Here is a 22,905-nt window from a genome sequence, read left to right on the forward strand (position 1 = left end):
CCCTAAACAGAATACTTTTTATCTTCATTCAACGAATAAGTGTAACGTCACCTACAGAAGAAGATAAAGCCCTTGGCTAATAGGCCGGTTATAAACACACTGTCGCCAAGGAAATTAGTGATAACGTTAGTATGTTCATCGTATGTGAAAGTATAAAGTTATTCAACTATGTTGCTCACACGTTAATTATGACTGTTTGGTAAAAATGTTAAAATTTCATCAATATACTTCGATAAAGTGGATACAGATACTCCATATTGCTGGGCTATTTCCTTTTTTGTTACTTTAAGCATCTGGGAAGACCTGAATAAATAATCATTTGCCCCTGCAATCGCTGTGGGATTTGTAAAACGATAGTTTTGTATCAAAGCTTGTTCGCATAATACAAACCACATTTGAAACATCGGTACAATGAGTGATGATAGCTTTCCATACTGCTCTAATAAAATTTCCGACACATTGACAGCTCGTAAAAAGCTTGCTTCTACTTTGTTTTTCTTATCAAATTCATGGCCCAGTGCATAAGCTAAAAACAATTTTTCGAAAGTGCCTAATTGTTCAATATCAACCAATTTGGGATGGGCAATAATTTCTTGCTTATGCGCAGTACCTTTCAATAAAAACAAACCAAAAATGCGTTCACTTGTATAGTTGCTTTCTAATTTTTCAATTATAAAATCACGATCATGTTCCAAAGAGTCTAGCTCAAATTCATTTTCTTGTTGGCGCCAAGGCTCGAAGCCCTCTTTATCTGGATCTAGCTCCAAAAGCTGATCCCATGCACTTTTCGATATCTCCTTATGTCCTGAGAAATAGGCCGCATGTGACAACCAAAAGTAGAACCCTGCATCTCCAGCGTAGCCTCTCTTTTGCATACTACGCAACCATTTATAGGCTAAATCGTATTGGCCTATTAAGGCTAATGTAGCACCTAGCTTATAACGATGCTCCCATGTATATGGCTGAATTTTAACAAGTACATTTAAAAGTCCTTGTAAATCCTCTTCATTCTTTTCATAATACGCAATCACCGTTAAATTACATAGCGCATGTAGGTTTCCCTTATTTTCACGTAGCACTGTATGTAAGAGAGCCTTCGCCTGTTCTTCTTCTCCAACATAAAAATAAGCGAGCGCTAAATTATTATAGGCTGACCAAAATGCTGGGCGATCTTCAATTAAATCTTCTAGAATAGTAATAGCTTCCGGAAAATCCCCCTTTTCCATACAACGACGAGCTTGCTCCTGACGATACAAATCCTCTCCAGATCCCTCAGGTTCTTCAAAATCATCCTGCTCGAAAGCGACAAATTCTAATATTTCTGCTGCTTCATCTGCATAAGCACCATCTGGCTCTAGCTGCAAATATTCTTCAGCAAAGCGTTTAGCATCATGCATGATACCCACACACCCTGATACTTCTGCCATATAAAAAATGATTTCCGGATTATCTGGATCAATTTGATAAGCACGACGAAGCAGGTCATACGCTTCTTCAAAACGTTGACCTTCTAATTCTACTATGGCAAGCTGCAAGATAATCATTGGATCATCGGGACTTAAATCTACAGCACGCTGTAAATATTTATAGGCTTTATTCATTTGTCCACTGTTCATTGCTTGAATTGATTTTTTATAATAATAGTCGCCTGTTGGAATGAACGACACTATATTCGATTGATTCTCACTTTGACGTTTCTTTTCCAATATATTTCCTCCGAAACAAGAAATAAGGAACGCATTTTACGTTCCTTTACACAGTAATCCCTATTATACCATACAATCAATAATATGCTGTTATTTCTCCTCGTGACGTTTTTCCAACACATGCAGGACATCATAAATACTTACTTTCTGTTCTTGTAGTAACACTAGGAGGTGATAAATTAAATCCGCTACTTCCCATTTCACTTCTTCTGCATCGCGATTTTTTGCACCAATGACAACCTCTGTTGCTTCTTCACCAACCTTTTTACAGATTTTATCGATGCCCTTATCAAATAAATATGTAGTATATGCTCCTTCTGGCATTTCCTGCTCTCGCTTTTTAATAACATCGACAAGTTTAGCAATTATATCCACAGAGCCAACTTTAGCATTTTGTTGAATAACCTCCGTAAAACAAGAAGTTGTACCATTATGACAAGCGGGTCCAGCAGGTAGAACTTCTACAACTAATGCATCTTGATCGCAGTCCGCTTTTATCGATATTACTTTTTGGGTATGACCACTTGTTGCTCCTTTATGCCAAAGTTCTTGACGTGAACGAGAATAAAACCAAGTTTCTCCTGATTCAATTGTTTTAGCTAATGACTCTTTATTCATGTAAGCCACTGTCAGCACTTCTTTAGTATTGGCATCTTGTACAACAGCTGTAACAAGACCTCTCTCATCAAATTGAATATTCTCGATCATCTAACCGCCACTCCTTTTTCACGTAAGTATTCTTTTACTTGCGCTACGCTCGTTTCTTTGTAATGGAAGATAGAGGCTGCAAGTGCAGCATCTGCATCTACCTCTTCTGCTAATACTTCGTAAAAATGTTCGGCATGCCCCGCTCCACCACTAGCAATAACAGGGATTGTCACGGCCTCTCGTACCGCCTTTGTTAACGCCAAATCAAAGCCAGATTTTTCTCCGTCTTGATTCATACTTGTTAATAAAATTTCACCAGCCCCTAAACGCACAGCCTCCTTTGCCCAATCAACGGCTGACCAAGTAGTTTTGTTGCGTCCACCATGTGTATAAACCATCCATGTCCCATCCTCTTCACTATAGCGAGCATCAATTGCAACAACGATACATTGTGTACCAAAGAATTCAGAGCCTTCTTGAATAAGCGCTGGTCGCTCTAAAGCCGAGGTATTCACTGATACTTTATCAGCACCCGCACGTAAAATTCGTTTCATATCATCCAACGTACGAATCCCTCCACCCACTGTAAAGGGAATTGCAAGCGTAGAAGCTGTTTGGCGAACAACATCTACCATCGTTTCACGACCTTCATGTGAAGCAGAAATATCTAAAAACACAAGCTCATCTGCTCCTTGCTCATCATAGAACTTCGCAAGTTCTACTGGATCGCCCGCATCACGAATGGCTACAAATTGTATACCTTTTACAACGCGTCCCTCCTTCACATCAAGACATGGGATAATACGTTTTGTTAGCATGCCTTCACACCTTTCAGCCATTGCTCTAATAAATAAACACCCAATTCTCCCGATTTTTCAGGGTGAAATTGCATGCCTGTCACGGAACCATTCGACACAATACCTGGAACTTTAATGCCATAATAGTCTGCATAGGCAACAAGCTCCGAATCTTCTACATCTGTTGCATAAAATGAATGGACAAAATAGACATGCTTCGCTGATGCTCCATTCTTTAACCATGTAGGGCGATGCATCATAATCAGTTCGTTCCATCCCATATGTGGCACTCGATATGATTGACCTTCGTTCATACCGCTAAAGCGTTTAATACGCCCCTTGAAAAAACCTAATCCTTTTGTTGGTGTTACTTCATCACTTTGCTCAAATAATAGTTGCATTCCTAGACAAATTCCTAATAGAGGGCGATTTTCGCTCTGCGCTTTTTGTAAATAACAATCTAATTTTTTTTCTGCTAAACGTTTTCTGGCATCAGGGAATGCACCAACACCTGGTAATAAAAGTGCATCTGTAGCATCTAACACCTGTTCATGAGCCGTCACTACGACCTCACAGCCCAGTCGTTTTAATGCCTGTTCCACACTAAATAAATTGCCCATACCATAATCAATGACACCTATTTTCACGTTAACAGCCCCTTAGTCGATGGTACTCCTTTAACACGTGGGTCAATTTCCACTGCAGCATCAATTGCACGTGCCAATGCTTTGAAAATTGCCTCAATAATATGATGTGTATTCTGTCCATAAGGTACAATTACATGAACATTCATCCGTGCTTCAAGCGCAAATTTCCATAAAAATTCATGTACTAATTCTGTATCAAAAGTTCCTACTTTTTCTTTTAATTCTGGCACACGATACTCTAGATGCGGACGATTCGAGCAATCTACAACCACCTGTGCTAGTGCGTCATCCATAGGCACAAATGCTGTACCGTAGCGTTTAATGCCCTTTTTATCACCAAGCGCTTCTCGAATAGCCTGTCCTAAGACGATGCCAAGATCCTCTGTTGTATGATGATCGTCGATATAGGTATCACCATTCGCTTGTATCGTCCCATTAAATAAGCCATGCTTGATAAATAAATCGAGCATATGATCCATAAAGCCCACGCCTGTTTGGATATCAGCTTTGCCTTCACCATCTAAATCAATCGCAACTGAAATTTGCGTTTCATTTGTTGTACGCTCCACTTTTGCATATCGTTTCTTCTCTGTCATTGTTCTATTTCTCCCATCCACGAGATTCCACTGCACGTGCATGGCCCTCTAAACCTTCCATCCTTGCTAAACGTGCAATTTTTGGTGCATTGTCTTTCCAAGTTTTTTCACTGTAATAAACAATACTTGATTTTTTCATAAAATCATCTACATTTAAGCCACTTGCAAAACGCGCTGTGCTATTGGTTGGTAACACATGATTCGTCCCTGCAAAATAATCACCAACAGGCTCTGAACTATACCTACCAATAAAAATACTACCAGCATGTCTTATTTGGTCAGTTATAGCCACCGCATCTTCTGTAATAATTTCTAAATGCTCAGGTGCTAATGTATTAATCGCTTCTACTGCGTCTAACAACGTATCAGCTACATAAATAGTCCCAAAATTCTCTATAGAAGCACGTGCCACTTCTTGACGAGGTAAGTTCACCAACTGCTTCTCTACTTCCTCGGCTACTTTTTTGGCTAAATGCTCTGAGGTCGTAACAAGTATGGCACAGGCCAATCGATCATGCTCTGCTTGTGATAAAAGATCGGCAGCGATTTCATCAGGATATGCTGTGTCATCAGCCAGTACAGCTATCTCACTAGGTCCCGCAATCATATCAATCGCTACTTCGCCAAATACCTCACGTTTAGCAAGAGCCACAAAAATATTTCCTGGACCTGTAATTTTATCGACTGGGGCAATTGTTTCTGTGCCGTATGCAAGGGCAGCAATCGCTTGTGCTCCACCCACCTTATAAATTTCATCAACCCCTAAAAGATGAGCTGCCACAAGTACTCCTGCTGGTAGTTTTCCATTCTGACCTGCTGGAGAAGTAATAACAATGCGCCTCACTCCTGCTACCTGCGCTGGAATGACATTCATTAACACAGATGAAGGATATGCTGCTGTTCCCCCTGGAACGTACAATCCAACTGAATCTAGAGCTATCACTCGTTGACCTAACCAAGAACCGTCACCCAACTCTAGGCGATAACCTGAACGTATCTGTTGTTCGTGATAAAGACGAATATTTTTGGCCGCTTCTTCCAAATCTTTATAGAGTTGTCGATCAAGAGCATTTACCGCTTCTTGCATTTCGGCCTTTGTGACACGCAAATTTTCAGGTACATAGCCATCCCATCTTTCCGTGTAGGCACGTAAAGCTGTATCTCCCTGTGCCTTAACATCCGATAGCACTTGCCGCACTACTTTTAACTGTTCCTCATTTCCCCCCTCAAGTGGTCTTTTTAAGGAAATGCCTTTTGTAAGCTTTGTTATTTTCATAGGATTAATCCCCTTTAGTCTTTCATATGTAGCTATACGATTACTTTTTGTGCAGATTCACACATTTCTTTAAACGCTTCACAAGGTCAATAATACGATCACCCTTCATACGATAACTTACAGGGTTTGCAATTAATCGAGAAGAAACATCCGTAATAAATTCATACTCTACTAAACCATTCTCTTTTAATGTACGTCCTGTAGAAACAATATCGACAATCCGATCAGCCAAGCCAATCATTGGTGCTAATTCAATAGATCCATTAAGCTCAATAATTTCAACTTGCTCACCAATACCTTTGTAGTACTTCATTGCGATATTCGGATATTTCGTGGCAATTCTAGGGGCAATTTCATTCATCGTAGTATTAGGTAAGCCTGCTGATGCGATATAGCAATGACTAATTTTCAAATCAAGTAATTCATGCACCTCTCGCTGTTGCTCTAACAAGACATCCTTCCCAGCAATCCCAATATCAGCAACACCATGTTCAACATAGACAGGAACATCCATTGGCTTTGATAAAATAAAGCGAATTTTTTCTTCTGGTATTTCAATCATTAATTTACGCGACATTTCTACTTCTTCTGGTAAATTAAAGCCCGCCTCTAACAGCATTTGATATGCCTCTTCAAAGATTCGTCCTTTTGGCATTGCAATCGTTAATTCATTCACTACCAACTTCCTCCTGTCCAACAACTACCACTTCTGTAAAGTATGCTAAAAAGGCTGCTTCATCGACTAGGCTACTACGTAACTGTAAAGTAGCTAATTTCCCTGCTGCTCGTAATGCTTTTACATGTAATAAAGCTGCTTCATATTGTTTTTCCTCAAAAAGCACCACTGTTGCTTCTTGCCGCTTCTCCGACTGCCCATTCAATGTTTCCAACAAACGATCGACTCGAATGCTAAAGCCTGTAGCTCCAACTTTTGAACCAAACACCTCTAACAAGCCATCATAACGGCCACCATTACCTAATGGAAAACCGCTTCCTACAGCAAATACTTCAAAAAGCATACCTGTGTAGTAGCTCATATGACTAGAAAGTGTAAAATCAAAAGCTACATATTCAGCTAAGTCAGACATTTCCAGTAGTTGAGCAAGCTGTTGCATGTATTCTAACGCATCATTTTTGCGTACATATTTTTCGATATCACGGATATCCTTCACATCCATTGCTTCTTCAATAAATTGCAACAGTGCATCAGATTTAGCTTTCGGTAAATCAAATGACTCCACCGCTTCTTCAAACCCAACATAATTTCGTTGGACAAGCAATGTTCTAAGTGTTGCTTGCTGTTCAATACTCTCTGTGTAATCTTGTAAAATGCAATTTAGGATGCCTGCATGGCCAATCGTTACCTTAAACTCTTCTAATTTAAAATGCTTTAATAGCTCCATTGCCGTCACAATGACTTCTGCATCAGCAAATACTGATTGATCACCTATTAACTCTATCCCCATTTGATCGAATTCTGCTGGTCTTCCCCCCTCTGTTTCTTGTGCTCGAAAAACACTTGCGAAATAAGCAAGGCGTAGAGGGATCATTTCTTTCAATAATTTTGAAGTAGCTACTCGTGCAATCGGTGTTGTCATATCAGGTCGCAGTACTAATGTGTTTCCCTGGCTATCCACTAGCTTAAATAGATGAGCATCCGCAATCGCTGAAGCTTTCCCAACTGTATCGAAATACTCAACAGCAGGTGTTTTAATAAACTCATAACCCCTTTTATATAAAAAGTCTCTGCCTGAATGTCTAACAGCTTCAACTTTCTCAAAGATTTGCGGAAATGTATCGCGCATTCCAAGTGGTTTTTCAAACATTTTTATTGACGACATATGGACACTTCCTCACATTTCACTTTAATTCACTAGAGTATTAGAGAATCAGATTATGAAAGAATTCTAACTTATTTCTTTTAAACAGTCAACGTTATATTCTCTAATTTTCAAAATCTTTAAATACTTACTATTCCGTTAATTATACACATTGAATGCTGAACAATTACATAAAAAACACGACATCATTTCTCTTATAATCTAACAAAACGCTTTACTGAGAATGAGAATGTGTCTATTTTGTGACAAGATAAACAGTAATCATGTAAAGTATAATCTAAAAAATTGATAATGATTCTCTTTTGAAAAATAATTGACAAAGATATAGATATTTCAATGATTTATTCTCAATACAGAAAACTATAAATTATTTTAAAATAATTAAATCCAATCTATTAATTATAATGATTCTCAATCTCATTATCAACAAGAATACTTTATTATCAATATATCCATTGATTATTACTCTCATTCTACTTTTTCTTTTACTTCTTAAAAAGCTTAATATAGAATAACTTTAATAACAAAAAGCACCATATTAACTACACATTGGAGGGATTTATTATGGCATGTCCATTCGTACAACTTAGTGAGCAAATGATCGTTAGTATTTGTAAAGGTGATTTTTATCCTGGTGACAAAGTGACACTACACACAACTGAAGACATTGATGGGACTGCAATTAAATCAACCTTTGTTGAATCAACTTGCTTAGGTGATCACGACAATTGTGAATTTAAATCAGACTATGACGCAGCTCTTGCATAAACAGTAAAGGCTACTCCAAGAACTACTAGTTTTTGGAGTAGTTTTTTTATATAAAAAAACTCACGAAGTATATACCAATACAACGTGAGTTTTTATTATTTTTTTGGTGTACACCACTCGACAACCTCATTGCGCTTACGCTCTGCCATTTGTTCAGCAGTATAAATAATTTGCATAGGATTGCCTCCTGCTAAACAACCTGCTGGCACATCTTTATGTACAAGTGTGGCAGCTGAAACAATAGCGCCATCACCGATTGTTACACCTGGTAAAATCGTCGAATTTGCACCAATCATTACTTCATTACCAATATAAACATCACCTAAGCGATATTCCTCTATTAAATATTCATGCGCTAAAATTGTCGTATTAAAACCAATAACCGTATTTTCGCCAATGAAAATACGTTCAGGAAACATTGTATCTGGCATGACCATTAAGGCCAATGAAGTTCGCTCGCCAATAGTCATCTTTAAAAATGTTCGATAAAGCCAGTTTTTCACACGTAAAATTGGTGTGAAGCGTCCAATTTGAATGACAATGAAACACTTCATCACCTTCCAAAAGGACACCGTATCATAAATGTTCCAAAGCGAATTGGCTCCTTCGACACGGTAACGTTCTGTTTTACGCGCCATCTACCCTTACCCCTCTTTCACAATAGCAAATAAATCTGTCATATGATGCAACAAATATTCTGGCTTATACTGTTGTAAGTATGCTTCTCCTTTAATTGCCCAAGCAACACCAGCTGCTCTTACACCAGCACGATGTCCTGCTTCAATATCATGCGAATTATCACCAATCATAATGGCATCTTCATTGTCTATCCCTAAGCGTTCCAAAGCAAGTAATACTGGCTCTGGATCAGGCTTCACATTTTTCACATCATCTGTGCCTATACGAACATCAAATAGATGGGTAGCTCCAAGAATTGACAGTCCACGATCAATGGTATCATTACGTTTCGTCGATACAATAGCCAATCGAATTCCTTGTGCTTTTAATTGCTCTAATGTTGACACGACATCAGGATATTGACTAACAAGTTCATCATGATGTGCTATATTCCAAGCACGGTATTTTGCTATTAATGCGTCCTCTTCACCTGGTGCAATGTCGTTAAATGTCTGTTTTAGTGATGGACCAATGAATTTCAAGCAATCATTTGGCGAATATTGCCCGGGAAATCGCTCATTTAACACATGCATAAATGTTTGAATGATTAAATCATTTGTATTAAGTAAAGTCCCATCAAAATCAAATAGTAATGCCTTTACAGCCATATTTTACATCCCCTTACTTATCATCCAAGTATTTCACGGCTGGTTTCACCTTTATTCTGCGATAAATAATGGCACCTAGACCTACTACAATACTAATAATGGATACAACCTGTGCTGAGCGTAAATCGCCTACTAGGTATAGACTATCTGTACGCATTCCTTCAATATAGAAGCGACCGATAGAATACCAAATTAAATAACCGAAGAAAATTTCCCCACGATTTAAATTCACTTTACGTAATACTAATAAAATGATAAGCCCAATCAAATTCCAAACTGATTCATATAAAAACGTAGGGTGTACATACGAACCTAATTCTTCTATATACATTTGATTGATAATCCAATCTGGAAGCATTAGGTTTTCTAAAAACGCCTTTGATACTTCACCACCATAAGCCTCTTGGTTCATAAAGTTGCCCCAACGGCCAATAATTTGTCCAATTAAAATACTTGGTGCTGCAATATCCGCTACTCGTAAAAAGCTTACATTTTTTATACGAGTAAATATGTAAGCCGTCACAAATGCCCCGATGAGTGCTCCGTGAATGGCAATACCACCATTCCATATCTCAATAATTTTGCTTGGATTTTCACTATAGTAATCCCAACGCATTGACACATAATAAATACGTGCACAAATGATGGAAATTGGAACTGCCCATAGTAATAAATCTGCGAGGAAGTCTTCAGGCAGTCCTCGCTTAACAGACTCTCTCTGCCCAACTACATAAGCTAAAATAATACCCGATACAATTAGCAATCCATACCAACGAACTGGAATTGGTCCTAAATGAAAGGCAATCGGGTCAATCTGTAATAGTAATAAATCCATCTTCTGCTCCTCTCAATATGTCCATGAACAATGAACTAGCAAATAACTTTTTAATCATCTAACACATCATTCGACGTAATAACTTCATCTAATCGTCTTGAAAATTCCTCGGCTGCATTCACGCCCATTTTCTTTAAACGATAATTCATTGCAGCTACTTCAATAATAACTGAAACATTGCGTCCTGGTCTTACAGGGATTGTTAATTTTGTCAGCTCTGTATCAATTATTTTCATTTTCTCTTCTTCTAAGCCTAGTCGATCATACACTTTTTGTGGATCCCAAATTTCTAGCTCAATAATGAGTGTAATACGTTTATATGGGCGTACCGCACTTGCACCAAATAGTGTCATAATGTCAATAATACCAATGCCTCGTATTTCCAATAAATGCTCTAATAAAGGTGGTGGACTACCAATTAATAAGTTTTCTGATTCTTGACGAATCTCAACACAATCGTCCGCTACTAAACGATGACCTTTTTTAACGAGCTCAAGCGCTGTTTCACTTTTACCTACGCCACTTTTACCAATAATAAGCACACCGATTCCATATACATCAACAAGTACACCATGCGCAGCTGTCATTGGTGCTAAGCGTCCTTCTAAATAGTTTGTCAATCTACTCGAAAATTTGGTTGTCGTCATATGTGTTTTAAAAACGGGAACATGTTTTTCGTTGGCAGCCTGTAGAAGCTCCTCAGGTATTTCTAAATCTCGAGAAATAATAATAGCAGGCGTATCTTGCGAACAAAGTAAACGCATACGCTCAAGCTTTACATCTACTGGCAACATTTCAAAAAAGGAAAGTTCAGTTTTGCCAAGCAACTGTACACGATTGGCCGGATAATGTGTAAAATATCCTGCCATTTCAAGCCCTGGTCTTGAAATATCACTTGTCACAATCGTCCTGCCGATTCCTTCCTCACCAGCTAATAACTCTAACTTAAATTTCTCCATAACATCTCTTGTTAATACTACGACCAATGAAAAAGCCTCCAATCAATGGATAAGGTTCTCCTTATTTTAGCATGTCTATGTATAAAAGAAATGTATTTACTCTCAACTCAGACTTTACTTTAATTAAAAAAACTAGCGGTTCTCCAGCCCGCTAGTTTTTAAAAAGCTCTTATTTTTTAGTAGCTAACCATTTAGCAACTGCTTCAGCATCTGCGCCTTTTACAATTCCTCCTGGCATACCACCTTTACCATTATTAATAATATCTAAAATTTCCGATTCCGATAAACGAGAACCTACATCGTTTAATGCTGGTCCAGCGGCACCTTGTAGCTCGCCACCGTGACAAGACACACAAGATTTCATTGCAATAGCCTCACCATCTGGCTCTGTAGCACCTTCATTATTAGTTGCATTTTTATCTCCGCCACCACATGCAGCTAAGAAGATTGCTGATCCGAACACTAATGTTAACATTGCTTTTTTCATTAGTACCCCTCCTCATAATAAATAACTTACGCCGCCATTATACCAAAATTATGCACGTTTGAAACCTTCTCCTAATACCTCATAAGCATCAGAAACGATAACAAACGCTGATGGATCAACGCTTTTAATGAGTTGTTTCAGCTTTGTGAATTCTGTTTGATAAACAACAACCATAAGAATTGGTCGCGCCTCTCCAGTATAACCACCGATTGCTGGTAACTTCGTTACACCCCGATTAATTTCTGCATAAATGGCTTCCCTTACCTCATCTTGTTTCAACGTAATAATATAGACCATTTTAGATTGACTAAAACCTAGCTGAATAATATCAATCGTTTTTGTCGTAACAAAAAGTGCAATCAGAGCATACAAACCTTTCTCTAAATCAAAAACAACTGCAGCACTAATTGCGATGATTCCATCTATTAACAGTACACTTGTTCCAAGCGATAATCCTGTATACTTCGTAATGATTTGCGCTAGTAAATCAGTGCCACCAGTTGAAGCATTCCCTTTAAAGACCAGTCCTATTCCTAGGCCAACAACAATTCCGCCAAAAAGAGCTCCTAGTAAAGAATTATCAGTCCAAGGCTCCCAGCTATTTGTTAGCAAGACAATAAACGGTAACGTGATCGTACCGATAAATGATTTAATGCCAAATTTTTTGCCAAGCAATAACACACCAGCAATAAATAATGGAATATTAAATGCATATTGAACAATTCCCGGATTCCAACCAAATAAACCATGCAAAATAGTGCTAATTCCACTTACCCCACCTGAAGCGACTTGATTTGGTAATAAAAAAACATTAAAACCAATGGCAATAATTGCCGCTCCTACAATCACATACACATACTCCACAATGCTTTCTCTAACATCATGTTTCATTTCCCCACGCCCACTTCAACTATCAGAATTTTTTTAAGACGAGATGATTATAGCAAATACTTTACACGTTGAGAACTTCATCCTGATGAAGGAAACACTGCATTGTGGAAGATATAAAATAAGCTATCTTAACTGAAAAGTTAAGATAGCTATTGCAGTGGAAATTTATAGACTTTTATTAAAACGATTTTTCTGCCCATTCTATAGCCTCATAGTATAAATGTTCAATATCAACTAATTGGATATTCAACTGTGCAGCTAACTCATCTAATCGTTGCCAATCTAATTTACCTAAAGCAATACTAAACTCTAGATAAGGTGTCATTTCTGTTTCATAACCTAAGATTGTATTCGTAATGTCCTCAGAAAACGGTAGCTGCAGTAAAATGACATCCATCGGTCTTTGTAGCAATGTATCAATTAGTGAAAACATACCTACTAAGAAATATTCTGAGAAATTCTTTTTGTAAGAAAGCTTCGCGAGTTTCTCACAGACTTTTGCACGGAATAAAGACGTACACATTACTTCTTTAAAAAGATCTGAATCTGCGTCGATTTCTATTTCACGCATGGCCAATAAATATATCCATTTTCGTAAATTCGATATTCCCAGAAGCACAATGGCTTGTTTTATAGAACGTACTTTAGATTTAGAACGTTTAGATGAATTATTAATCATTTGTAATAATTTATACGTCAATGAAATATCTCGTTCAATATTTTCTGCTAATAATTGAATATTGGGTTCTTCCTCTTTTAACAACGAGATGATATGAATGTACTGAATCGTATTCGCTGGAATGTCCGTTGCTCGTATAATTTGAGGTTGTTCAAAAAAATAGCCTTGAAATAAGACGTAACCAGAAACCTTGGCCACTTCAAATTGATGACGAGTCTCTACTTTTTCAGCGAGCAATTGAATATGCGGAAAATTATTCTTTACTTTATTTTCAATCTCCATTCTTTTGACCATAGGTGACGCTAAAAAATCTACTTTAATATAGTCGATTTGTTCGAATAATTCGTTATAGACTTCCACATGTTCATTCATAATAAAATCATCTAATGCAATTTGGAACCCATATTTTTTTAGTTCAATCACACGTTCCACTAACTGAGAAGTAAGCGGAACATCCTCTAATATCTCAATTACGACCTGTGAAGGATTTAAAAATTCATGAATGGAGCTCATTAGTAAGTTTTCAGTAAAATTAACAAAACCTGGTTTACCTTTTGTTACCTCTTCAAAACCAATTGAAAGAAATGAGTTCACTAGTACATCAATAGTTGCTGCATCTGAATCAACCAATGGAAATGCATTTACGTCTTTGCCACGATATAATAATTCATATGCAACGACCTGTTCATGAAGATTAAAAATAGGTTGTCTGCCGATAAATATCTCCATATTGTAGCCCCCATTTCTCCATTTTCTAGTAATTAATAGTATAACATTTTTAACGACCTGGTGCTTATACTTCCATAAAATTTAGCATGGTAGCACTGGATTTATTAGACAAACTACAAGAAAAGACAGTCCCAGCGATAGTGTATCACTTAAGGACTGTCCTCATTATTTACCAACTTTGGATTTGATCGCACCGATTATTGCAGGCACAACTGATATAATGATAATCAAAATCAGTACAACAGAGAAGTTATCTTTAATAATAGGAATATTACCAAAGAAGTAACCTAGTAATGTACAGCTGAATACCCATAAAAAAGCACCAAAGATATTGTAAAATAAGAAATAGCTATATTTCATTTTACTTGCACCCGCCACAAACGGGATAAATGTACGGATAAATGGCATAAAACGAGCGATAACAATCGTTTTCCCACCATGTGTATTAAAGAATTTTTCAGCTGCCTCCATACGTTCTTTTTTGACAACTCTACCGAGGAGACTCTTTGGAGGGATAGATGTTCCTACCTTATGACCAATATGGTAATTCACCGTATCTCCTAAAATAGCTGCTACTAAAAATACAGGGATTAAGATCCACATATCAAAGGCCCCCATTGCGGCAGCTAGTGTACCACTAGCAAATAGCAATGAATCACCAGGTAGAAATGGGAAAATAACAACGCCTGTTTCTACAAAAACAATTGCAAATAAAATAAGATAACTCCAATTACCAAAATCACGAATAATTTCTTCTAAATGCACATCGATATGCACAATAAAGCTTATTAACTCCTTAATGAGTTCTATCATGTTTTTGTATGCTCTCTTTCAATAGTATTTTTACCTAAAACTTTGACGTAGCTTCACATCAAAGGGTTCCAGCTTTGTATGTCTCTTTTACATTACTTTCACACTATATGACAAGCTCTTGAAAAATATGTAGAAGATTTCACAAGTTTGATTTTATCACTTACAGTCGTCTACTCTCAACTGATTTTACTATTATACGAATAATGTACAAAAAAAGAGCTACCATTTATCAATAGTAGCTTCTCTCGTTTAAACTTTTTCTTTTAAAGAACGACGTAGTATTTTTCCTGTCGTATTTTTCGGTAGTTCATCTATAATCTCTATTACTTTCGGAACCTTGTATTTCACCATATGCTTGGCACAATAAGAAAGTAGATCTTCGGTTGTCGTAGCTGCTACTTCTTTTAACACTACATATGCATGAACAGCTTCCCCTAAGTTAGGATCTGGGCATCCTACCACTGCTGCCTCTACAATGTTTTTATGGGCAAACAGTACTTCCTCAACCTCTCGAGGATAAACATTAAAGCCCCCTACAATAATCATATCCTTTTTACGATCGACAATGTAGAAATAACCTTCTTCATCTACTTTCGCTAAATCTCCTGTATAGAGCCATCCATCGCGTATCGCCATCGCCGATTCTTCAGGCATTTTATAGTAACCCTTCATCACGTTAGGTCCACGTACAATCAGTTCTCCAACTTCACCAACAGGTACTTCCTGACCATTCACATCGACAACTTTATTCTCTACATTGCTAATTGATGTACCAATAGAGCCCGCTTTACGATCACGATCTAATGGATTAAAGCATGTAACGGGTGAAGCTTCTGATAAGCCGTATCCCTCTGACACACGCACATTAAATTTCTGCTCGAAATTATGTAATAGTGCAACAGGCAATGAGGCCCCCCCTGAAATGGCTAAACGGATCTTCGAGAAATCTTCAGGATTGCCTTCAGGTAATTGATATAAGAAATTATACATTGTTGGAACACCAGCAAATACAGTCGCTTTTTGCTCTTGTGCTAAGGCAAAAATTTCGCTAGGACTAAAACGTGGTGCAAGTAAAACCGTTGCTCCACTTAATAAAGGAGCGTTCACCACAACTGTTAAGGCAAATACATGGAACACGGGTAATGTAGCAATGACACGATCATCTACATTAATCCCCAAATAATGAGCAACATCTCTCGCATTTGAATAGACATTGCCGTGTGTCAGCATAGCACCCTTTGGACTACCTGTAGTTCCAGAAGTATATAAAATGATAGCATTGTCATCATCTGCTACCTCAACAGGTTGTAAAGATTGAGATGCCATAGCGATGACTTGTGTAAATAAATGCGTTTTTTCTTGTGCTTGTGGTGATAAAGCTGCGACTTTTTCAGCTATATCCGCTGTTGTTTCACAAACTACAAATGTTTTTACTTGTGGAAATGCTTGTACACCTTTCTCAACCAATGGTAACAACGCATCCAGTGCAATGACTGCTTTTACGTCCCCATTATGCAAAATATAAGAAATCTCATCCGGTGTATAGATAGGATTAACTGGTATTGCCGTTGCCCCAATGCGCATTGTTGCATACAAGGCAATTAAGTAATGCGGCGTGTTGCCGAGTAAAAACGCCACATGATCCCCTTTTTCAACACCTAAATCTTGTAACCCCTTTGCAAAGCGACCAACAGTAAGCTCAAATTCACCGTAAGTCGTATCCTTCCCCATAAAATGATACGCAACTTTTTCCGGTTGTTCTGTTGCCTGTTGGCGAACACGTGAAACTAAATTCAATTACACCATCCCCTTATCGTATAAAATGAATCGTTATTCAGTAATATTATATAAGAAATGTATCTAAAAGACAATGAGTCTTTTTATTTCATGTCATAAATTACGTCAAATAATTCATTTTTTTCTCTCTTAGACAAATACATCATGAGCGGATATGAGAAATGTAACGCCAACGGATTAAATAAAAGTAGACAACTTGTATTAACACAAAAAAGCCAAAAGAAAAGAACACTTCTTTTGCAATAGAAATATTTGCAATGTCTCTCAAAATACCTTGAACCATTAGAAAAGCAAAGGCACTGTGCATCATTGCAACACCCCAAGGCAAGAAAAATTGAGGAAATAGGTGGCGATTAACTAGTTTTTTCAGCTCCGTATCAGTTAAACCCATGCGCTTTAATACATCAAATTTACGTTTTTCTCGTTCAAGTGAAGTATGCAATTTGAAATAGATAAAGCTCCCTGCTGCAAGTAAAAATACAGTTGCAACTAATACACCCACTAATGTAAATAATGAGTAGGTAGCTAGTATATAAGAATAATTTAATCCTGCATTTTCAAAGTAGAAAGGGCTAAATTTATCTTTCTTAATAAAATATAAATTTGATTCTAGATGATCTATATCTCTACCAATTTCTTTTGTTTCCATCCATTGTGGAATAACAAATGTAAATAAATGATAGCTCGGCTGAATAATGTCTAGATCAGAAATTGGATGAATAAGCTTTTCAAAGTCCTCATCACTGATGACGATCGAATTGACACTTACAATCGAACCTGGAAACACTATTTTTGGATAGACACTATCGATAGTTATCGGTATATTATTTTCTTCTAACACTGTATGCACGATTCTATTTTTTAATTTTTTTAGTGAATCCTCTGAATAAGGGATAAAAACTGCCTCACCAGCTTCCAAATTCAGCAATGGATAACTATAGGAAGAAAGCAAGACATTCATATCAGACTCTCGAAAGACCTCCACTTCATTTCGAGTGAAAGAAGATGTTTGCTTGACGACAATAAAACGGGACAACTGATAGGATAGACCTTTCTCCTCTAATTGTAGCCTTAATGAATTGATATGCTCCCGCTCGAATGGATTATCGACATCCCCCTTATAAACTAACCCTAGTGGATTTAAGCGATCATATTGGGCTGTATAAGAGGACATGGTTGCTAATACACCTACAGATAAAAATGCAAGTGTTGAAACCATCGTAACAACGAAAAACATTTTCACGTTATCCATCATAATATGAGCTTGTTCCGCTAATGAGAGCAAACGATAACGTTGCCAGTGGTATTTACGTTTTCTACGTGCTAAATCTAAAAAACATGGGACGGAATCACTAAAAAAATAATATGTTCCAAATGTCGCTGAAAATGGTATTAACAAGGTTAGCCCAATTAATGAAGTATGCCCCACAACAAACGCGAGAATATACGTCGTTAAAATTAAAGCAACACCATAAACAGCTCGGATTTTTGAATAGGTTGTTAAGCTATTTAAATAGTCACTACCTTTAATGAGATCTCGTAATTTTCTCTCTCTTGTAAAGTACACACTAATAAAAGAAATCACGACAAATGCACTAGAAAAAACACCAATCGTCAACAAGAATGGCTCCCAGGAAACATACATTGGTAAATCATCTAAATGTAAGATTTCTCGCACAATCATAAAAAAGAATTTTGAAAACGAGAAACCAAAGACAATCCCTACAATAATTGAGCCTACGCCAATAATCATTGTCTCTAAGAAGACAAGTTTATTCATCTGACGCTTTTCCATTCCTAAATGCAGTAAAATGGCAAATTCATGAGATCTAGCCTCTAAAAAGGCACTCATTGAATAATATAAAAAGAATAACGTAAAGAGGACGAGTACAATTTCAGCACCTACCATCCCAATAAGCGATACTTCCCCTAATATCCCACGTTCAATATCAGGGTGAAACATCAGCATTGAATAGATAAAAAATACAGCCACAGAAAAAAAGCTCGCCATGAAAAAGGCACCATATATCCGGCTGTTCCGTACGACATTACGGTAAGCGAATTGTCGAAAGGTCACCTACTTGCCCTCCTCCTAGTAAGCTCAAAACATTTAGTATACGTTGGAAAAACATTTGACGACGGTCATCACGATAAATTTCATTAAAGAATTCACCATCTTTAATGAATAACACTCGATCACAATAGCTTGCTGCAATCGGATCGTGGGTTACCATCACAATCGTTGTCTGTTTATCCTTATTTACTTTTGTTAAAAGCTCAAGCACATCACGCGAAGAATTGGAATCTAAATTACCCGTCGGCTCATCAGCTAAAATGAGACTAGGGTTATGAATAAGTGCTCGACCAATTGCGGTTCTTTGCGCCTGTCCACCAGATATTTCGTTTGGACGTTTATGCAGGAAAGAAGTTAAGTCTAGCTTTTCTACAATATTAGCCAAACGTTCCTCCATTACTTCTAACGGCTGCTGGTCTAATGTTAATGGCAGTACTATATTTTCTTCGACCGTCAGCATATGCAAAAGATTGAAATCCTGAAACACAAAACCTAGCTGTCTTCTTCTAAAGTAAGCTAGCTCCGTTGCATTCAGTTTATGTGGATTCATGCCATCTAGTATGATTTCGCCACTAGTTGGCTCATCAATTGTCGAAATAATATTCAGCAACGTTGTTTTGCCGCTTCCTGAAGGCCCCATAACAGCTAAAAACTCGCCTTCTTCAACATCAAAGCTCAATTGATTTAATGCACGATGCGTAACCTTACCTTCATAAACTTTTGTTACATCTTTAATTTGTAAAATAGGCATACTTCATTCACCTTATTTCTTCATTAATTCTAAGGATTGTGGTAAATGCCACTCTAATACGACCTCAAAGCCGATTTGAAAATGGGGCTCTGTTAAAGTTAAAAGTGGCTCTTCCTCTACTAAACTAAAGCAATGCTCCCCAATAATGACATCCCAAGCATCTATTTCTCCCTCTTTGATCTCACCACACACAGTATAATAGCCACTGTACATAATCTGTTGACCTTCAACAGGGAATGCATTTAATAATGTCGGTTGGTGTAAGTTTAACCCAAGCCTATTTGAAAAATGCAGTAGTTCTACATCTAGTATTTCATTCGCCATAAGGAAATTTTGATAGGATAAACTATCCCCTTCTTGCATGTGTGTCATATTAAGAGCTTTTGTTTTCTCCTTATCAATCGTTAATAACCAATCATCAATACGTACTTCTTCCATCCTAGCGCCCCCTAATTTGTAAATGTCACAGTAACCATCGTTCCATTTCCTACCTCTGATGTAATAGCCAATTCATGTCCAAGCTTTTCACAGATTTCTTTGGCTAAATATAGGCCCATTCCCGTAGACTCCCCTGTTTTCCGCCCATTTTCACCAGTAAAAAAGGCTTTCGTAACACGTGAAAGATCAGAAGCTGGAATCCCAATTCCTTCATCACGAATGGCTAGCTGTACATACCCATCCTTTTCAATGGCAGAAATCACAATTTTTTTATTGGCTTCGAACGTGTACTTCACTGCATTGGTTACAAATTGACCTAGAATGAATCGAAGCCATTTCGAATCACTGGCAACAATTAAATCATCCTCAATATGAATTTCAGGGAAAACCCTTTTCGTAATAAATAAACGTTTATTTTCATTAACAGTTGCAGTCACAATTGCTTTTAGTGCAACCCTTTCTACTTGCATATCGTCCTCAAAATTTTCTAAACGCGCATTAACAAGGACCATGTCCAAGCCCCTGCGTAAACGATCAATTTCCTCTTGGACATTTTTCTTCTCAAGAGGACGGTCATCCTGCAATAATAACTCAATAACAGAAATAGGTGTTTTCATCTGGTGCACCCATTGGTTCATAAACTGATCATGACGTTTTTGACTTGCGTATAGTGAGTGAAGCTCATGCTGATAAAGTCGATACAACTCATGCATATATTTCTCGGTTTGCATAGCTTCTGGCGTTTTAGCATTTTTTTGTAGTACATCCTCCATCGCTGTAGGGAGCTGGGTTATTTTCAATAAATAACGTTGTCTCATTAAATAGCGAACAAGCAAAAAAGAAGCTAATAGTACAAGACTAATACAGAAGGAGTAAATAGCTGTATCAATATTTCGAAAACCATCTAATGCATACAACACCATAATGAAGCCAACTAATAAGAGCTGAAACACAATAAATGATACGTAATCACGTAAAAATAATTTCCAGCCCACTATAGCTCACCTGCACTTAATATGAAACGATAACCTGCACCACGTACGGTTTCGATTGTTGACGATATGTCATAATCCGCCAACTTTTTACGTACTCGGGTCATATTAACATTTAACGTATTTTCATCGACAAATGCCTGATCGTCCCACAGCTCCTCTAAAAGTTGCTCACGCGTCACTACTTTCGGCGCCCCCCCCATAAGTAGTTCTAAAATGATACATTCTTTTTTCTGAAGAGGAATTTCTAAATCATTTTTATGCAGCTCCATTCTTTCTAAGTGAAGTACAAGCTGCCCTTGTTTTATTGTCCGCTCCTCTTGTCTTGCTGCATACTCACCATATGTACGGCGAAGATGACTACGGATTTTAGCCAACACAATTTCATAGTTGAATGGCTTAGTAATGAAATCGTCGCCTCCATTTTCAAGTGCAAAAATTTGGTCCATTTCCCCTGAGCGTGCAGAAATAAAAATAATTGGACACGTTGTATGTTGACGCAGCTGACGACACCAATAGTAGCCATCATATGCAGGCAAATTTATATCAAGCAACACCATATGTGGATTAAATGCTGTAAATTCTTCTATAAGATGATCAAATTCTCGAATTGTTGCCACTTCGTATTGATATTTTCTAAGCGTTTCCGCTAGTAATGATGCAATCTTGACATCATCTTCAACTATGAATATTCGATGCTTTTCCATATCAACACTCCTTTCTTTCTATATTGTATCAAAAAAGGGTTCGATGACATAATTGTCAGCGAACCTTTAGGCTAAAACATTACACGAAACCGTATTTTACTTAATAAATTAATTGTAAAAAGTCTTCTGTTGAAATTCCACCAAAATATGTAGGAATATCAATGTCAGCTAATGCCTGAGCAATGGCTGCTCTGTCATAGTTTGTCCCAACTAAGCGCTGTTCTATGTCAGCAATATCACCTACACCAAAGAAATCACCAAAGATATGCGCATCTTCAATTACACCATGGTTCACTTCAAGGCGGATATCAATGCCTCCTGTTGGGAAACGGTGTGTTTTTTGAATATTAAAGCGTGGTGATTTCCCAAAGTTCCACTCCCAAGTTTGATAACGCTCTGCTGATAGCTTGTGAATATTTGCCCAATCTTCCTCAGTTAACTCATAATAACGAATATTTTCTTCTCCACCGAAAATGGATTTTAAAATTTCAAGGCGGAATTCCTCTACTGTCAGTTTCTCTTTTAAAAATTCCGAAATGTTTGCTACTCGAGAGCGAATAGATTTAATGCCTTTCGATTCAATCTTATCCTTTTTCACCTTCAAGGCTGAAACAACCGCATCAATTTCTGTATCAAACATCAATGTACCGTGACTGAACATACGCCCTTTTGTGGAAAACTGTGCGTTTCCAGAAACTTTACGCCCTTCAGCTAGAATGTCATTGCGACCTGAAAGCTCTGCATTCACACCCATTTTTGCTAAAGCGTCAACCACTGGCTGTGTAAATTTTTTATAATTCATAAAGCTATCGCCATCATCATTTGTAATAAAGCTGAAGTTAAGATTTCCTAAATCATGATACACGGCTCCACCACCTGACAGACGACGTACAACAATAATGCCATTATCCTCTACATAGTCTGTATTGATCTCTTCAATTGTATTTTGGTTTTTACCGATGATGATCGATGGCTGGTTGATGTAGAAAAGTAACACTGGCTCTTTCTCAACATCCATCGTTTTTAGCAAATACTCCTCAATAGCAAGGTTAATGCGTGGATCATGGATCCCTTTATTATCAACGAAAATCATAGTTTACGATTCCTCCTCCACAAAATATCCATATTTATTTTAACGTAAATTAGGCATTTTGTGTTGACGAAAAGCATCTGTTATAATACACTAGA

Annotated in this window: 24 protein-coding genes; 1 reads left to right on the plus strand and 23 read right to left on the minus strand. The window is 37.5% G+C overall.

From position 1 onward, the window contains the following. Positions 1–182: 182 nt before the first annotated feature. The 8 genes from GJU32_RS00890 to GJU32_RS00925 form a co-directional block, all read right to left on the minus strand. Entirely contained in the window at positions 183–1,706 is a 1,524-nt protein-coding gene (locus GJU32_RS00890) for a tetratricopeptide repeat protein (RefSeq protein ID WP_155590076.1), read from the minus strand. A gap of 90 nt (positions 1,707–1,796) precedes the next feature. Then, on the minus strand, positions 1,797–2,414 hold the full coding sequence (gene hisIE / locus GJU32_RS00895) for a bifunctional phosphoribosyl-AMP cyclohydrolase/phosphoribosyl-ATP diphosphatase HisIE (protein ID WP_155590077.1): 618 nt from the start codon (positions 2,412–2,414) through the stop codon (positions 1,797–1,799). Continuing rightward, positions 2,411–3,172: an imidazole glycerol phosphate synthase subunit HisF gene (hisF, locus tag GJU32_RS00900; RefSeq protein ID WP_155590078.1), complete on the minus strand. Its 762-nt coding sequence runs from the start codon at positions 3,170–3,172 to the stop codon at positions 2,411–2,413. The genes hisIE and hisF overlap by 4 nt, the downstream gene beginning before the upstream one ends. Next, positions 3,166–3,798 carry an imidazole glycerol phosphate synthase subunit HisH gene (gene hisH, locus GJU32_RS00905; protein WP_155590079.1) on the minus strand — a complete coding sequence of 211 codons (633 nt, stop codon included), beginning with the start codon at positions 3,796–3,798 and terminating at the stop codon, positions 3,166–3,168. Before hisH ends, hisF begins: the two co-directional genes overlap by 7 nt. Beyond that, on the minus strand, positions 3,795–4,394 hold the full coding sequence (hisB, locus tag GJU32_RS00910; RefSeq protein ID WP_155590080.1) for an imidazoleglycerol-phosphate dehydratase HisB: 600 nt from the start codon (positions 4,392–4,394) through the stop codon (positions 3,795–3,797). Before hisB ends, hisH begins: the two co-directional genes overlap by 4 nt. A 4-nt stretch (positions 4,395–4,398) precedes the next feature. Beyond that, complete coding sequence (hisD, locus tag GJU32_RS00915) at positions 4,399–5,670, minus strand: histidinol dehydrogenase (RefSeq protein ID WP_155590081.1); 1,272 nt, start codon at positions 5,668–5,670, stop codon at positions 4,399–4,401. A gap of 40 nt (positions 5,671–5,710) precedes the next feature. Beyond that, positions 5,711–6,346 (minus strand): ATP phosphoribosyltransferase, encoded by a 636-nt coding sequence (gene hisG, locus GJU32_RS00920; RefSeq protein WP_155590082.1) that lies wholly within the window; start codon positions 6,344–6,346, stop codon positions 5,711–5,713. Further along, positions 6,339–7,511 carry an ATP phosphoribosyltransferase regulatory subunit gene (locus GJU32_RS00925; RefSeq protein WP_155590083.1) on the minus strand — a complete coding sequence of 391 codons (1,173 nt, stop codon included), beginning with the start codon at positions 7,509–7,511 and terminating at the stop codon, positions 6,339–6,341. The genes hisG and GJU32_RS00925 overlap by 8 nt, the downstream gene beginning before the upstream one ends. 564 nt (positions 7,512–8,075) lie before the next feature. On the opposite strand from GJU32_RS00925, the gene GJU32_RS00930 reads away from it, so the two are divergent. Further along, complete coding sequence (locus GJU32_RS00930; protein WP_155590084.1) at positions 8,076–8,279, plus strand: hypothetical protein; 204 nt, start codon at positions 8,076–8,078, stop codon at positions 8,277–8,279. A gap of 95 nt (positions 8,280–8,374) precedes the next feature. On the opposite strand, the gene GJU32_RS00935 is transcribed toward GJU32_RS00930, so the two are convergent. The 15 genes from GJU32_RS00935 to GJU32_RS01005 all read right to left on the minus strand — a co-directional run bounded on the left by GJU32_RS00935 (position 8,375) and on the right by GJU32_RS01005 (position 22,810). Beyond that, a complete protein-coding gene (locus GJU32_RS00935; RefSeq protein ID WP_155590085.1) occupies positions 8,375–8,917 on the minus strand; it encodes an acyltransferase in 543 nt (180 codons plus the stop codon). 6 nt (positions 8,918–8,923) lie between these two features. Then, positions 8,924–9,565 carry a pyrophosphatase PpaX gene (gene ppaX, locus GJU32_RS00940; protein ID WP_155590086.1) on the minus strand — a complete coding sequence of 214 codons (642 nt, stop codon included), beginning with the start codon at positions 9,563–9,565 and terminating at the stop codon, positions 8,924–8,926. Positions 9,566–9,578: 13 nt separating this feature from the next. Then, positions 9,579–10,400 (minus strand): prolipoprotein diacylglyceryl transferase, encoded by an 822-nt coding sequence (gene lgt / locus GJU32_RS00945; RefSeq protein WP_155590087.1) that lies wholly within the window; start codon positions 10,398–10,400, stop codon positions 9,579–9,581. Between the two features lie 50 nt (positions 10,401–10,450). After that, the gene (gene hprK, locus GJU32_RS00950; RefSeq protein WP_155590088.1) at positions 10,451–11,386 is read right to left on the minus strand and encodes an HPr(Ser) kinase/phosphatase; all 936 of its coding nucleotides are present in this window, start codon (positions 11,384–11,386) and stop codon (positions 10,451–10,453) included. 142 nt (positions 11,387–11,528) lie between these two features. Beyond that, a complete protein-coding gene (gene cccB, locus GJU32_RS00955; RefSeq protein ID WP_155590089.1) occupies positions 11,529–11,846 on the minus strand; it encodes a cytochrome c551 in 318 nt (105 codons plus the stop codon). A gap of 48 nt (positions 11,847–11,894) precedes the next feature. Then, on the minus strand, positions 11,895–12,737 hold the full coding sequence (locus GJU32_RS00960) for a YitT family protein (RefSeq protein WP_155590090.1): 843 nt from the start codon (positions 12,735–12,737) through the stop codon (positions 11,895–11,897). A 178-nt stretch (positions 12,738–12,915) separates the two neighbouring features. Next, positions 12,916–14,145: an EAL and HDOD domain-containing protein gene (locus tag GJU32_RS00965; protein WP_155590091.1), complete on the minus strand. Its 1,230-nt coding sequence runs from the start codon at positions 14,143–14,145 to the stop codon at positions 12,916–12,918. A 165-nt stretch (positions 14,146–14,310) separates the two neighbouring features. After that, complete coding sequence (locus GJU32_RS00970; RefSeq protein ID WP_230874923.1) at positions 14,311–14,955, minus strand: VTT domain-containing protein; 645 nt, start codon at positions 14,953–14,955, stop codon at positions 14,311–14,313. 252 nt (positions 14,956–15,207) lie between these two features. Beyond that, positions 15,208–16,755, minus strand: coding sequence for a fatty acid--CoA ligase family protein (locus tag GJU32_RS00975; RefSeq protein ID WP_155590093.1), 1,548 nt, complete (start codon positions 16,753–16,755; stop codon positions 15,208–15,210). A gap of 142 nt (positions 16,756–16,897) precedes the next feature. Further along, positions 16,898–18,832 (minus strand): FtsX-like permease family protein, encoded by a 1,935-nt coding sequence (locus GJU32_RS00980; protein WP_155590094.1) that lies wholly within the window; start codon positions 18,830–18,832, stop codon positions 16,898–16,900. Then, a complete protein-coding gene (locus GJU32_RS00985; protein ID WP_155590095.1) occupies positions 18,804–19,580 on the minus strand; it encodes an ABC transporter ATP-binding protein in 777 nt (258 codons plus the stop codon). Before GJU32_RS00985 ends, GJU32_RS00980 begins: the two co-directional genes overlap by 29 nt. A 12-nt stretch (positions 19,581–19,592) precedes the next feature. Then, positions 19,593–20,018: a hypothetical protein gene (locus tag GJU32_RS00990; protein ID WP_155590096.1), complete on the minus strand. Its 426-nt coding sequence runs from the start codon at positions 20,016–20,018 to the stop codon at positions 19,593–19,595. Positions 20,019–20,029: 11 nt separating this feature from the next. Further along, the gene (locus GJU32_RS00995; protein WP_155590097.1) at positions 20,030–21,013 is read right to left on the minus strand and encodes a sensor histidine kinase; all 984 of its coding nucleotides are present in this window, start codon (positions 21,011–21,013) and stop codon (positions 20,030–20,032) included. Beyond that, a complete protein-coding gene (locus tag GJU32_RS01000; protein WP_155590098.1) occupies positions 21,013–21,717 on the minus strand; it encodes a response regulator transcription factor in 705 nt (234 codons plus the stop codon). Before GJU32_RS01000 ends, GJU32_RS00995 begins: the two co-directional genes overlap by 1 nt. A 100-nt stretch (positions 21,718–21,817) precedes the next feature. Then, positions 21,818–22,810: a lipoate--protein ligase gene (locus tag GJU32_RS01005; RefSeq protein WP_155590099.1), complete on the minus strand. Its 993-nt coding sequence runs from the start codon at positions 22,808–22,810 to the stop codon at positions 21,818–21,820. Positions 22,811–22,905: the final 95 nt, after the last annotated feature.

This window comes from Lysinibacillus cavernae, assembly GCF_009724685.1.
Lineage (GTDB): Bacteria > Bacillota > Bacilli > Bacillales_A > Planococcaceae > Lysinibacillus > Lysinibacillus cavernae.